General features: G+C 69.3%; 15 protein-coding genes. 9 read left to right on the forward strand and 6 right to left on the reverse strand.

The window, feature by feature from the left end; all coding sequences use genetic code 11:
- The first annotated feature begins 5 nt into the window (after nt 1–5).
- The 5 genes from ACZZZF_RS15205 (at nt 6) to ACZZZF_RS15225 (ending at nt 3,374) form a co-directional block, all read left to right on the forward strand.
- Nucleotides 6–479 (forward strand): MarR family winged helix-turn-helix transcriptional regulator, encoded by a 474-nt coding sequence (locus ACZZZF_RS15205; protein WP_072591758.1) that lies wholly within the window; start codon nt 6–8, stop codon nt 477–479.
- A 94-nt stretch (nt 480–573) separates the two neighbouring features.
- The gene (locus ACZZZF_RS15210; RefSeq protein ID WP_053097629.1) at nt 574–1,149 is read left to right on the forward strand and encodes an NADPH-dependent FMN reductase; all 576 of its coding nucleotides are present in this window, start codon (nt 574–576) and stop codon (nt 1,147–1,149) included.
- Nucleotides 1,150–1,182: 33 nt separating this feature from the next.
- Nucleotides 1,183–1,818, forward strand: a complete 636-nt coding sequence (locus ACZZZF_RS15215) for a DUF1684 domain-containing protein (protein WP_056279558.1) — start codon at nt 1,183–1,185, stop codon at nt 1,816–1,818.
- Between the two features lie 62 nt (nt 1,819–1,880).
- The gene (locus tag ACZZZF_RS15220; protein WP_082297876.1) at nt 1,881–2,969 is read left to right on the forward strand and encodes an alkene reductase; all 1,089 of its coding nucleotides are present in this window, start codon (nt 1,881–1,883) and stop codon (nt 2,967–2,969) included.
- 60 nt (nt 2,970–3,029) lie between these two features.
- Complete coding sequence (locus ACZZZF_RS15225) at nt 3,030–3,374, forward strand: cupin domain-containing protein (RefSeq protein ID WP_053097626.1); 345 nt, start codon at nt 3,030–3,032, stop codon at nt 3,372–3,374.
- A gap of 19 nt (nt 3,375–3,393) precedes the next feature.
- Here the strand turns inward: ACZZZF_RS15225 and ACZZZF_RS15230 are convergent, their stop codons facing one another.
- Both ACZZZF_RS15230 and ACZZZF_RS15235 read right to left on the reverse strand, forming a co-directional pair.
- Nucleotides 3,394–4,797, reverse strand: coding sequence for a threonine/serine exporter family protein (locus ACZZZF_RS15230; protein WP_053097625.1), 1,404 nt, complete (start codon nt 4,795–4,797; stop codon nt 3,394–3,396).
- 66 nt (nt 4,798–4,863) lie between these two features.
- Nucleotides 4,864–5,208: a DUF7882 family protein gene (locus ACZZZF_RS15235; RefSeq protein ID WP_053097624.1), complete on the reverse strand. Its 345-nt coding sequence runs from the start codon at nt 5,206–5,208 to the stop codon at nt 4,864–4,866.
- 192 nt (nt 5,209–5,400) lie between these two features.
- Between ACZZZF_RS15235 and ACZZZF_RS15240 the strand changes: the two genes are divergently transcribed.
- The gene (locus tag ACZZZF_RS15240) at nt 5,401–6,585 is read left to right on the forward strand and encodes an alcohol dehydrogenase catalytic domain-containing protein (protein ID WP_056280245.1); all 1,185 of its coding nucleotides are present in this window, start codon (nt 5,401–5,403) and stop codon (nt 6,583–6,585) included.
- 3 nt (nt 6,586–6,588) lie between these two features.
- On the opposite strand, the gene ACZZZF_RS15245 is transcribed toward ACZZZF_RS15240, so the two are convergent.
- Together ACZZZF_RS15245 and ACZZZF_RS15250 are read right to left on the reverse strand one after the other, a co-directional pair.
- Nucleotides 6,589–7,413, reverse strand: a complete 825-nt coding sequence (locus ACZZZF_RS15245) for a lysostaphin resistance A-like protein (protein WP_463499389.1) — start codon at nt 7,411–7,413, stop codon at nt 6,589–6,591.
- Nucleotides 7,414–7,475: 62 nt separating this feature from the next.
- Entirely contained in the window at nt 7,476–7,913 is a 438-nt protein-coding gene (locus ACZZZF_RS15250) for an SRPBCC family protein (protein ID WP_053097622.1), read from the reverse strand.
- Nucleotides 7,914–8,088: 175 nt separating this feature from the next.
- Here ACZZZF_RS15250 and ACZZZF_RS15255 point away from each other — a divergent pair, with 175 nt between their 5' ends.
- Together ACZZZF_RS15255 and ACZZZF_RS15260 are read left to right on the forward strand one after the other, a co-directional pair.
- Entirely contained in the window at nt 8,089–9,447 is a 1,359-nt protein-coding gene (locus ACZZZF_RS15255; protein ID WP_463499391.1) for a cytochrome P450, read from the forward strand.
- 89 nt (nt 9,448–9,536) lie between these two features.
- Nucleotides 9,537–9,698 (forward strand): hypothetical protein, encoded by a 162-nt coding sequence (locus ACZZZF_RS15260; RefSeq protein WP_171821937.1) that lies wholly within the window; start codon nt 9,537–9,539, stop codon nt 9,696–9,698.
- 115 nt (nt 9,699–9,813) lie between these two features.
- Here the strand turns inward: ACZZZF_RS15260 and ACZZZF_RS15265 are convergent, their stop codons facing one another.
- Together ACZZZF_RS15265 and ACZZZF_RS15270 are read right to left on the reverse strand one after the other, a co-directional pair.
- On the reverse strand, nt 9,814–10,794 hold the full coding sequence (locus ACZZZF_RS15265; RefSeq protein WP_295103228.1) for a cation efflux transmembrane domain-containing protein: 981 nt from the start codon (nt 10,792–10,794) through the stop codon (nt 9,814–9,816).
- Nucleotides 10,791–11,381: a type 2 periplasmic-binding domain-containing protein gene (locus ACZZZF_RS15270; RefSeq protein ID WP_320490499.1), complete on the reverse strand. Its 591-nt coding sequence runs from the start codon at nt 11,379–11,381 to the stop codon at nt 10,791–10,793. Before ACZZZF_RS15270 ends, ACZZZF_RS15265 begins: the two co-directional genes overlap by 4 nt.
- A gap of 39 nt (nt 11,382–11,420) precedes the next feature.
- Between ACZZZF_RS15270 and ACZZZF_RS15275 the strand changes: the two genes are divergently transcribed.
- Nucleotides 11,421–12,704 carry a hypothetical protein gene (locus ACZZZF_RS15275; RefSeq protein ID WP_053097619.1) on the forward strand — a complete coding sequence of 428 codons (1,284 nt, stop codon included), beginning with the start codon at nt 11,421–11,423 and terminating at the stop codon, nt 12,702–12,704.
- Nucleotides 12,705–13,051 lie beyond the last annotated feature (347 nt).

A 13,051-nucleotide genomic window follows, 5' to 3' on the forward strand; every position in this document is an offset into this window, starting at 1 on the left:
CGAGCATGAGTGCCTCGTCCGACGAAGTCGCCCCGATAGACGGCGCCGCAACCCCTGACCTCGATCAGGCGATCTCGAGGGTCGAGCACGAGCTGGGCAGGCTCTTCGCCCGCATCCGGGTGAGCTGGCGCGAAGCCGCGACCACCGTGCATCCCGACCTGCAGCCTCTCGGATACCAGGTGCTCACGTCGATCGCCACCGGCAAGGCGACCTCGGCCGGCGCCATCATCGAGCGGCTGCAGACCGACAAATCGGCCGTCAGTCGGCACGTGCGCCAGCTCGAGCAGCTCGGTCTCGTCGAGAGCGTCCCCGACCCGGACGATCGCCGCGCGCGGGTGCTCGTCGCCACGGAGCTGGCGCAGGAGCGGGTGGCCCTCGCCCGCGCTCGGTACGAAGAGCGCCTCGGCGAGAGGCTGCGCCGCTGGACGGCTGAGGATCTCGACCACTTCGCGGAGCTGCTCGCCGCCTTCGGCGACTGAGCCGAAGCGCGGCGGACCGCTCGACACGGGGGGCTGGACGCAGACGCGAGCCCGGACGAGACTGATCTCACGACTACGGGAATGAGGAACAGTCATGGCATACAGGGTCGGATACTTCGTCGGAAGCCTCTCGTCCACCTCGATCAACCGCATCCTCGCGACGGCGCTGATCAGGCTGGCGCCGGATGATCTCGAGTTCTTCGAGATCCCTATCCGAGACCTCCCTCTCTACAGCCAGGACTATGACGCCGACTACCCCGCGGTGGCCGTCGATCTGAAGGAGTCCATCGCCTCGGCTGATGCGGTGCTCTTCGTGACACCCGAGTACAACCGCTCGATCCCCGGCGGCCTCAAGAACGCGATCGACTGGGCGTCGCGGCCGTGGGGGCAGAACTCCTTCGACCACATCCCCGCCGCGGTGATCGGCGCCTCGGTGGGCGCGATCGGCACGGCGGTCGCCCAGCAGAGCCTGCGCGGGGTGCTGAGCTTCTGCAACGCCCGTCAGATGACGGCGCCCGAGGCCTACATCCAGTTCTCGCCCGACACCTTCGCCGATGACGGGACGGTCCACAACGAGGGCACCGCGACCTTCCTCCGCGACTACCTGGTCGAGTTCCGAGACCACATCGAACGCGTGCTCACGGTGCTGCCGCGCGACACCGACGTGTGAACCCGGGGGCGCGAGCCGCGTAGCCTGAACCACATGACGCTCACGAAAGCCCGCACCGCCGCAGAGGTCGTCGACTGGCGACGCCGTGTCTTCGCCCTCTACGACGCCGTGCGTCGGGCGGACTCCGCCGAAGACGCGCACGAGCTCTGGCGCATCGAGCGCGACGACCTGCTGCTGCACCATGCGGCGACCCCGCTGATGGCCGACGATCGACCGCTGTTCGAAGGGCTCCCGATCGCGTCGTACGATCCGCAGTGGCGCTTCGAGCTGCCGATCCTCGAGGCCGAGCCCGGGGGCTTCGAGTTCGCGACCGGCACCGACGGCGTGGTTCCCTTCGAGCGCATCGGCAGGGTCGAGGTCCCCGACACCGGGTCGCTCGACGTGTGGCGTCTGACGACCTACGGCGGCGGGATCTTCATCCCCGTGCGCGACGCTCTCGCCGGTCGTCCGGGAGGAACCTACGGAGGCGGCCGCTATCTGATCGACACGATCAAGGGCGCCGACCTCGGGTCGGATGCCGAGCGCGGCACGATCGTGCTCGACTTCAACTTCGCCTACAACCCCTCGTGCGCCTACGACCCGGCGTGGGCCTGCCCGCTCGCCCAGCCGGGCAATGTGCTCGAGGTCGCGGTGCCCGTGGGGGAGATGTACGGCCGCGTCGCCGACTGAGCATCCGGTCTGCATATCTCCGCAGGGGAATACTCGGCACCCCAGGGCGCTTGTCCCTGAGCGTGACCCTCTTCGAATCGGCCGTCTTCGGCGCCCTCCCGCTGTCCAACCGCGTCGTCATGGCGCCGCTCACCCGCACCCGTGCGGATGACGACGGTGTGCCCACCGAGACGATGGTGGAGTACTACCGCCAGCGCGCGGGCCAGGGTCTCATCATCTCCGAGGGCACGTGGCCGGCCGCCGAGGGCAAGTCGTACTCCGGGCAGCCCGGCATCGTCACTCCCGCGCAGATCGACGGATGGCGGCGGATCGCCGACGCCGTGCACGAGGCCGGCGGCACGATCGTCATGCAGCTGATGCACGGCGGCCGCGTCTCGCACCCCGAGATCTCCGGTGAGCCGCGTGTCGTGGGCCCGAGCGCGCTCGCCGCCCCCGGCCAGACGCACACCCCGGTCGGCAAGGTCGACATGCCGGTCGCTCACGCTCTCACGCTCGACGAGATCCCGATGGTCGTCGAGCAGTTCGTGCAGGCCGCACGCAACGCGATCGCCGCGGGCTTCGACGGCGTCGAGGTGCACGGCGCGAACGGCTACCTCGTGCAGGAGTTCCTCTCGCCGGTGTCGAACATCCGTGACGATCAGTACGGCGGATCGCCCGAGAACCGCGCGCGGTTCGCGATCGAGGTCACGTCGGCGGTGGCTGAGGCGGTCGGGGCCGACCGCACCGGCATCCGTCTGTCGCCGCAGCACAACATCCAGGGCGTTCTCGAGGAGGACGACGCCGACGCACTCGCCACCTACCTCGCCGTCGCCGAGGGCCTCGCACCGCTCGGCCTCGCATTCATCGACGTGCTCAGCGCCGTGCCGACCAGCGAGCTCGTGCAGCGCATCCGCCGCACGGCCGGTGCCCCGCTGATCGTCAACTCCGGATTCGCCGCGCAGACCACCCGCGACGAGGCTGAGATGCTCGTCTCGGAGGGATGGGCCGACGCCGTGGCAGCGGGTCGTCCGGTGATCGCGAACCCCGACCTCGTCGAGCGCTGGCGTCAGGACGCCGAGCTCAACGAGCCGCGCCCCGCGCTGTTCTACGGACGCACGGCCGAGGGATACACGGACTACCCGTCGCTCGAGACCGTGCGCGCCGACGCCTGACGCGCGCAGCTGCGCGAAGTACCCCTGTCGGCGCGGAATATCGGAGCGTACTGTGACCGCATGGTCACCGACGATCCCACTGTCACCAACCCCGATCACTACCGCACGCTCTGGGAGAACGATCTCGTGCGCGTGCTCGAGTACACGGATGAGCCGGGCGACCGCACGACTCCTCACGATCATCCGAACAGCGTGATGGTGACCCTCAGCGATTTCTCCCGCCGTCTGTCAGCGGGGGAGCGCACCTTCGACACGTCGTTGACCGCGGGTCAGGCCGTCTGGCTGCCGGCCCAACGCCACTGGGGAGAGAACACGGGCGCGACGTCGACGCACACCATCCTCGTCGAGTTGAAGGGCGACGCCGCGGGGGAGCCCGGCGGCGGCGCGCTCGGACCCCAGGTCTGAGTCGCTCGCGTCGTTCGGCTCAGCGCCGGACGACGCGCGCCCGGTTCTTCGCGACGCTGCTGAGGGTGGCGCGCACGGGCGTTCCCAGATACAGGCCGAGCGATGCGCCCGAAGCCAGTGCGATTCCGATCACCGCCGCATCGACCAGTGAGCCGCCGATGCCGACGACCCCGGATGCCGACCCTGCCGCGTGGATCATCTCGAGCAGGCCCTGGAACACCGCGACACCGGGCACGAGCGGCACGATCGCGGCCGTGGTGACCGCGACCGACGGGACGTGCAGCTTCACCGCGATCAGCATCCCGATGAAGCTCGCGAGCAGGGCGCCGATCGCGCTCGCCGCAGCCGGATGCAGGTTCAGACCGACCATCGTCGAATAGCCGGCGATGGTGACGGCGCTGAGCAGCGCGCTGACGAGGATGATCCGAAGACCCGCGCCGTTGAAGACGGCGACGGCGATCGCGATGATGATCGCCCCCGCGAACTGGTTCAGGAGCGGACCGAACGGGGCCGGGTCATCGGGCAGACCCATCGTGAAGCCGAGCACGCTGCCGAGTTCGAGGCCGACGAGGATGCCGATCACGACTCCGAGCGTCTGCATCGTCAGATCGAGGATGCGTCCGCCTGCGGTGAGCGCGAATCCGTCGATCGCATCCTGCGCGGCCCCCACCACGGTGAGTCCGGCGAGCATGAGCACGATTCCCGACGCGACGATGATCGATGGTCGGATGCCGACGAAGGGCTCGATGCCGGCGGCCCCGAGGGCCGAGACGGCGACCGCGACGACCGTGGTGACGAACCCTCCGGCGATCTGACTGAAGAACAGCGGAACGCGCACGCGCGCGAGGCCGGCCTGGGTCAACGCCGCGCAGAGGGCCGCGATGAACGTGAGACCGACGATGAGCGGCGAGGCCCCGAGCATGATGCTCACTCCGACGGCGAGCAGCGCTCGTGCCACGATGACCACCGGCTGCTGGTAGCCGAAGGGCACGCGCCGCAGGGCACGGAACGTCGAGCGGGCCGATTCGAGATCCAGTCCGTCGTCGATGTCGGCGACCAGGGCCTGCACTCTCTGCAGCTTGGCGTGGTCGGGGGCGGCGACGCGCACGACCCGCACGAGCGTCTCGGGCCAGACCTCGCCGCTCAGGTGGAACGAGACCGTGATCGAGTTGTAGGTGACATCGACCTGCACGTCCCGCATGCCGTACGCGGCGCAGATGCGGGTGATGGCGAGCGTGACCTCGTGCGCCGAGGCGCCGACCCCGAACATCGATTCGCCGATGCGGGTCGCGAGGTCGAGCACACGCGGCACGGTGCGTTCGTCGATGATCGGCATCGCCTCGGTGTGGGCGACGGATGAGGGGTCGGTGTGCAGGATCCTGCGCACGGAGGCGAGCAGTCGCCGCTGGGGATTCGGGGACACGATCCCATTCTTCCTCCTCGCGACCGGTGCATCCGACGCCGCGAGGACTGGGGAGGAGAAGATCCGTCAGGCCTGCGCCGGAACCTCGACGCGCTCGACCGGCGGCGCCGTGCCTTCGGCCGGCTCGCTCACCAGGCGCAGACCGCCGGGGGCGTTCGCCGTGAATGCCAGCGCTTCGATCCACGCGCGGTTGATCTGCGGCTGACGGCTCCCGCTGTACTTGAAGACGAGGGAGCTGCCGGCGTGCACCCAGACAGTCGTCCGACCGCCGCCGACAGCCATGTCCTCGCGCCAGGAGAACGAGAAGGGCTCGCCTCTCCTGAGCTTCGCCGTCATCACGAGCTGCAGGTGCGTGAGCGCCCTGTCCTCGATGTCCGATTTGACGGTGCCCTCGTAGATGAACTTGCCCATGATGATCTCCCCAGTACGCCACAGTGCCCGCGAGACGAGGCGTATCGAATGATCACCGATGGTGGATCCAGTTTCCCATATTCCGATGTGCACCGCGCCTGTCGAACGTTCAGGAACCGCCTGTCAACCCTCTGTCACTTCGCGCGCCGTCGATGGAGGGTGGCCGTTCGACACGTAACGAGGAGGATGACGATGAAGGCACTCACCTGGCAGGGAACGCGCAACGTGGCGGTCGAGGAGGTACCGGATCCGACCATCGAGCACGCGACCGATGCGATCGTCCGGATCACCTCCTCGGCGATCTGCGGTTCCGACCTGCACCTCTACGAACTGCTCGGACCGTTCCTCGACAAGGGTGACATCCTCGGCCACGAGCCGATGGGGGTCGTGGTGGAGGTGGGCAGCGGTGTGCGCGACCTCGCGGTCGGCGATCGCATCGTCATCCCCTTCAACATCTCGTGTGGGCACTGCTTCTTCTGCCTGCGCGGCCTGCAGTCGCAGTGCGAGACGACGCAGGTGAAGGAGTACGGCAGCGGCGCCGCGCTGTTCGGCTACACCAAGCTCTACGGCCAGGTGCCGGGCGGGCAGGCCGAGTACCTGCGCGTCCCGCTCGCCGACTACAACCACATCAAGATCGCGTCCGATCTCCCCGATGAGCGGTATCTGTACCTCAGCGACATCCTGCCGACGGCCTGGCAGGGTGTGGAGTACGCGAACGTGCCGGAGGGCGGGACGCTCGCGGTGATGGGGCTCGGCCCCGTCGGGCAGTTCGCAGCCCGCATCGGAGCGCACCGCGGATACCGGGTGCTGGCCGTGGACCCGGTCGCGGAACGCCGGGAGATGGCGGCACGCCACGGAGTCGAGGTCTTCGACCTCACGGATGACGTCGTGGCCGAGCTGCGGGACCTCACCGACGGACGCGGCGCGGATTCCGTGGTCGACGCCGTGGGCATGGAGGCGCACGGCAACGCCGGCGTCGCCCTCGTGCAGAAGGCCGTCGGACTGCTGCCGGATCCGGCCGCCCGCGCCGTGTTCGACAAGGCCGGGATCGACCGACTCGCCGCCGTGTACGCATCGATCGACGTCGTGCGCCGGGGCGGCATGGTGTCGCTGAGCGGCGTCTACGCGGGCGATGCCGACATCCTGCCGATGAAGACCCTGTTCGACAAGCAGATCGGCATCCGTATGGGCCAGTGCAACGTGAAGCGCTGGACCGACGATCTGATGCCGCTCGTCGAAGACCTCTCCGACCCCCTCGGCGTGATGGATCTGATGACGCACGATGCCCCGCTCGAGGATGCGCCGGAGCTCTATCGCACCTTCCAGCGCAAGGAGGACGGCTGCATCAAGGTCGTGCTGCGACCGTCTGCCGCGTGAGGGTCAGGCGGCGGCCCCGACACCCGGGGCCGCCGCCTGCGTCTGCTCGACGCGACCGCGGATGAAGAACAGGCAGATCACGCCGACGACGATCACCACGATGTTGCCGAGGTTCGCGATCGAGCCGAACGCGCTCTCCGCCGGGTAGGTCGTGTGCAGGAAGATGCTCGGGTCGGTGCTGGCGTGCAGCAGGATCGGCGCGACGATGGTCCCGGTCACGCGCATCGCGAGGTACATGCAGATGCCGAACGCGAAGGTGTAGGCCAGCTGGATGAGGGTCGCGAACAGGGACTGGCCGGTGAGCAGATTGCCGGCGTGGAGCAGGGCGAACAGGGCCGAGGAGATCACCGCGACGACGAGCTCACGCTGACCCGCCTTGCGCAGCAGGTTCACCACGAGGCCGCGCGTCAGCACCTCCTCGGCGAAGCCGATGAACAGTCCGGCGAGGAGCCAGGTCGCGACGACCTCGAATCCGGCCGCTCCGTAGTCGATGGCGAACAGGTGGAGCACGTTGAAGAGGAGCACGACGGCGATCGCGATCCACATCCATCCGCGTCCGCGGATCGGCTGCGGACGGAAGATCTCACCCAGCCAGCCGACGGATGCCGCGAAGCCGATGAGCAGCAGGCAGCCGACGAGAACCGGGATCGCGTAGAACACGAGGATCCCCGCCGCGCTCTGCGGATCCTCGATCTGAGCCGCGAACGGGGTCAACAGCAGCGACAGCCCGTTGTAGAGCACGAAGTAGACGACCACGAGGATGACGGCCCGCCACCAGCCGCCCTGTTCCCAGAAGCGTCGCCAGGCGGACTGCGTCACATCGGTCATCGTCCATCCCTCCGCATCCGCGGAGGTCGCGGCTCACAACCCAATATATGGGCAGGAGCGGGTCAGGACGCGCGCCCCTCCGCGAGGTAGGCGAGGCGGTGCAGGGTCTCGGAATTGCGCCAGCGCAGCAGGGGAGCGGTCAGCAGACCGGGCAGCAGCGTGGCGGGGCCGTTCACGGGTTCCTCGTCGATGCGCACCATCGTGCCGCCGTCATACGACCGCACCCGCAGAGTGACGCGGGCCTCGCCGATCGGCCAACCCTTCGCGCGCATGACCATGCGGTTCGGCGGCGACCATTCCTCCACCACGGTCGTGTCGTCGAGCAGAGCGGGCCAGACGCCGACCGAGTGATGCAGCTCAGCGCCCGGCTGCGGCCACGACTCATCGACGTCGCGCATGCGCGAGGCGCCCACCACCCACGCCGGGTACAGCCAACCGTTGCCCAGCACCCGGAAGACATCGTCGGGCTGACAGTCCATCGTGCGCACGTTCTTCGCCATGTCGGAACTCCTCTCGCGTCGTGACGATGATCGCGTGGCTTCCGATTCGCAGACAGGGGGTTGACGACCGCGCGTGGGGGAGTGCGGGTCGCGCGGCACGAGTGAGGCACTAGCACAGAGGCCCCGCTCGCGCCTCCCCCTGGTTCGGCGACCACGTCTCTGCGAACGTCGCAGCATGGCACTCATCGACATCCCCGCGCGTGCGGCGCGAAAGCTCGGCGCACTGGCACAGGACGACGCTCCCACCCTGCTGACCCGCGGCTACGGGTTCGGGGCACGGATCTGGCGACGGGTGCCGCCGGGTGCGAGATCGGCGCCGATGCGGCTGCTCGGCAGTGACGCGGTCTTCGTCAGGGGAGTGGAGGGGGTCGAGCTCTTCTACGACGAGACCCGCATCGCGCGCTCCGGAGCCATGCCCGCGATCGTGCAGGAGAGCCTGTTCGGGCACGGCTCCGTGCACAGCCTCGACGGCACAGCCCACCGGCACCGCAAAGCCGCCTTCGTCGGCGCCCTCTATGAGGACGAGCAGGTCGCACGACTCACGCCCTGGCTCGAGCGCGAATGGCAGAGCGAGCGCCGGGCGTGGTTCGACGGCGGCACCCGCAGCGCCTACGACGCGGCCGTCGGCGCGCTGGGCCGGGCGATCATGGGCTGGGCGGGTGTGCCGGGCACGCCGGCGGCCCAGACCCGATGGGCGGCGCGGCTCGCCCAGATCGTCGACGGCTTCGGCTCGCCGTACTCGCCGGTGTACATCGCCGCCCTGGCGAACCGGTGGTGGTCGGACCGTCATTCCGCTCGGCTCATCGAGGCGGTGCGGCACGGCTCGCTGCGCGCCGAACCGGGCACGGCGCTCGAGGTGTGGGCGCATCACCGCGACGAGGACGGCGAACTGCTCCCGGCGCGCGTCGCCGGTGTCGAGCTGCAGAACAGCATCCGTCCGATGATCGCAGTCGCCCGGTTCGTGGCCTTCGCCGCGAAGGAGCTGCACGAGCGTCCCGACTGGCGCGAGCGCATCGCGGCCGAGGCCGTCGAGCGCGGGTCGCTCGTCGGCGGACCGCTGTCGATCATGTTCGCGCAGGAGATCCGTCGCACCTCTCCCTTCGTGCCGATGCTTCCCGGCTGGGCCACCGCGGACATCGCGATCGACGGTCAGACGGTGGATGCCGGAGGACGCGTCGTCCTCGACCTGCAGGGCACCAACACGGACGACCGCTTCTGGGCGCGTCCCCAGCGCTTCGACCCCGAGCGCTTCCGTGACATCGAGGACTACGAAGCGCTCGCCGCCTTCGTTCCTCATGGTGGCGCCGACGTCCCGACGGGGCACCGCTGCCCGGGCGAGAAGCTCGCGATCGCGGGGCTGGCCGCGGCGGTCACGGTGCTCAGCGACCCCGACCTGCGGATCCTCGACCAAGGACTCGACGTCGACCGGCGTCGGCTGCCCACCAAGCCGCGGTCCGGTGGTGCGGTGCGCTCGGTGGCATCCGTATCGGCATCGTCATCGGCACCCGCGTCCCGTGGGTGCCCCTTCCACTGAGTGGGTGAGCGCGTTCTGTCAAGGGGCGCGCATCGGCTGCTCCGCCCCGGCATGCTGACCGGACTGCCCACACCGACGAAGGGAGCACCATGTCAGACATCGAATCCACCCCCGACGACGGGCGATCCGAGGCGGACGAGACGCCGATGATCCCCGACGAGCTCGCGCCGCGTCAGCAGTCCGAGGACCCGGTCCCGAACGATCCGGACGCCGCGGGCTCGGAGGACGGCGACGACGAGGACGACCTCTGACGCCTGCCGAGAGCGGCCGGTCGCCCCGAGCGATCGGCTACGGCGCCCGCCGCACGGACTCCCCCTAACTGGTGCGGTGGGCGTCCTGCCGTCCGGGGTCTCGCTCCGAGCACGGTCAGTCGCGGCCCGAGGTGTCGACGCCCTGGGGGAGCTCCTCCACCGGGACGACGACGACATCCTGCACCTTCCAGTCGAGGTCGGTGATGCGCGTCGCGAGGTCGGTGACGTCGCCCATCGACACCTTTCCGCGATGCGGCACGACGAACGCCTCGATGTGGAAGACCTGCCCCTGATCCCGCATCCGCACTCCCGCATCCGTGACCCAGGGGCGGGAGCGCATGGTCGAGATCACGTCACCGGCGAGCGGATGCGGGTGCTTGCTGTCGTACGTCCTGGCGCGCTGGTCCATGAGATCGATCACGGCGGTCTTGGTGTTGCGCCAGCCGTCCCACACGATCCCGAGCGAGATCACGAGAGCCGCAGCACCGTCGAGCCACCACACGCCGGCACCCACACCGAGCACGCCGACGATCGAGGCGACCGTGGTCTGCCAGTCGGCCTTGGCCATGTCGGCGTCGGCGAAGAGCAGCTTGTTGTGCAGCACGGGCGCGAGCTTCGCCTTCGCCGGTCCGTAGAAGAACACCGGCCCGACGATGACCACGGCCATCACGGCGACCATCAGCCAGCCGAGCCAGATCGTCTGCCCGAACAGCTGCACTGTGCCGATGGTCGGGTGCTCGCGGGCGATGAGCCCGGTCACCGCTTCGACCGCCAGATTGAGTCCGACCGCCAGCAGGGCGACGCCCGCCACGAGGTGTCCGATTCCCATCACGCGGTGCAGGCCGTAGGGATGCTTGACCGAGGGGCGCTTGCGGATGAAGATCAGCGCGACGAGGAAGGCGATCTGCGGGATCAGCGACAGCATGTCCTCGATCCACGCGGTGCGCATCGCCTGCGAGTTGCCGACGACCAGGGCGATCACCGCGATCGTCACTGACGTGTAGGCGATGGTGAACCATTCCCACCCGATCGCTCGGCGGAGCGCTGCGCGCTGCTCGTCCGGCAGCTCGGTGCGGCCGATCCGCTGCACGGTCATCGCGACCCCACCGCCTCGTCGAGGTGACGTTCGAGAGCGCTGAGGAACGCGTTCTCGCCGAGCGGCACGAGCATCACGATCTCGCGACCGTCGGCTCCGTCGATCTCGGGATAGCCGCGGGTGACCCCGGCCTTGTCGATCCAGGGGGTGTCAGAGGTGAAGCCGCCCGCCACGAGGTCGAGGTCGCCGCGCTCGAGCATCCCGACCAGCGTCTCCTCCGACCCGTAGGTCCAGTCGATGTCGGCATCGATGCTGTCGGCGAAGCCTGTCACGAGGTCGGCGATGCTTCCTGTGGGGGTGTCCCGATCAGTGTCGACCAGCCCGGGATCGGCCGAGACGCCGACCCTCAGGTCAGCGCCGGTCGCCGACGCGAGAGTGCCGTCCGGGTCGGCCGGGATGGTCAGGCCGCAGCCCGAGAGTGCGGCGGCGAGCAACAGCGCCACTGCGGCCGAGACCGCGCGGCGGGGAGTCCACGTCGATGCGTTCACGACGCCATGGTGCCCCCGCAGGGCGGCGGTGAGAACCGGGTTGACGCCCGATGTGGCGCGGAGTATGCCGCTGGCGTGAGCCGGGGTCGGTGTCCTCATGCCGCTCGACGACGGTGATCCACCGGTACGGTAGGGCACATGTCACAGGCCCTCCGCACGTTCGGGCGCATCCTCGCCCGACACTGGCCTGCGCTCATGGCCTGGTATCTCGGGGGCGAGGCGCTGCATCGCGTACTGATCGAGCTCGCCGGCTTCGTCGGCGGTCACACCACGCTCGGGGGCCTGCTGCTGCTGCCGCTGGCGGTCGCCGCCCGACTCGTCGCGTACGTCGCGATGTATCTCACTGTGCGACCCTCCTTGCCGCACAGCCGGAGGGAGGATGCCGGTGGCCTCCGCGAGTTCGCCTCCGCGACTCTCGCCGCGATCCTGCCGTTCTTCGCCTTCTACACCGCGTGGGGTCTGCTCGACGCCGACCAGATCGAGTTCTTCCAGATCGCGAGCGCGATCGCGCTGGCCGATTCCGGGTACGACCTCGTCCAGATGGGCGATCGCGGTGGTGTCATCGCGGTCGGCGTGCTGCCGGTGACGGTGCTCGTGATCGCGTTGATCGCACGACTGCTCTTCACGCGCTTCGCCGACCGGCTGCCGCGGTGGACGATCATCCTGGCCACCTATGCCGAGGTGCTGTGGACCTTCATGCTCTTCACACTCGTCGCACGGTGGTGGGTCAGCGTCCTGGACTGGTTCGGTGAACGAGAGGCGGCCGGGTGGCTGCAGAGCCTCGGCGACTGGTTCTCGGTGAACATCGAACCCATCGCCGCCGTATGGGAAGGGGCGACCTGGCTGGCGGGCATCCTCGTCGCCGCACTCCTCGTCCCCGCGGCCTGGCTCACGGTCGCCGGTGTGATCTTCGGCACGACCTTCGACTCGACTCCGCCGTTCGCACGCGTCGGCGGGGGAGCGGCGCGAGGGGCGGCCCTGAGCATCGCGCGCACGCTGGTGATGCGACTCGAAGGCCTCTGGGCTGCCGTCGCGGTGATCTGGCGTGGCGGGCCATTGCTCTTCGGCGTCTACGCACTGGCCTACGCCGCGTGGGGCTTCGCCGAGCAGGCGGGCACCCGGGGAGTCCTGCTCCTGATCGGGGGCCACGAATCGTCGTTCTGGGCGGGGTTCTTCCCGCTCGTCACCGTCGCCATCGGTGCCGTCGCCGAACCGCTCAGGGTGGCGATCGTCGCCACGGCCTATGACGCCGTCATCGGCCGGCCCCGGTCTGGCCTCGACACCCGCCCGTCAGGGCTCGATACGGAAGCGGGCGAGGTCGTCGTCACTGCCCTCGATGTCGAGCAGGAACGGGCCATCGGCGTCGTCGGGAAGCAGGAAGGTCAGCAGGATGCGGTACGACGCCGGCTCGGCGATGCATGAGCTCTCGCCCTCGTCGTAGGGCACATCGAGGTCTGCGCGAGAGCTGAGCCAGGTGCGATCGGCGTCGATCTCTGTGAGCGTCGTCTGTCCGCAGAGCGATGCCGCGGATCCGCCGCTCGACGACAGTCGGACGCTGAGCGTGCGGCTCCCCGCAGGCGCCTCGAACTCCGCCCATTCCGTGGGCCCGAGCGTGAGGGTCTGTCCGGCGATGTCGACCGTCGTGTCGGCGTCGATCACCCGATCCGTCGGCCGGATGCTCGGCGCGATGTCGAGCCATGCCGTGGCGCCCACCATCGCGACGGCCGCGATCGCCAACGCGATCAGCCCGGTCCGCTGCGTCCGCCACC

The organism is Microbacterium sp. AC215, from assembly GCF_979258645.1.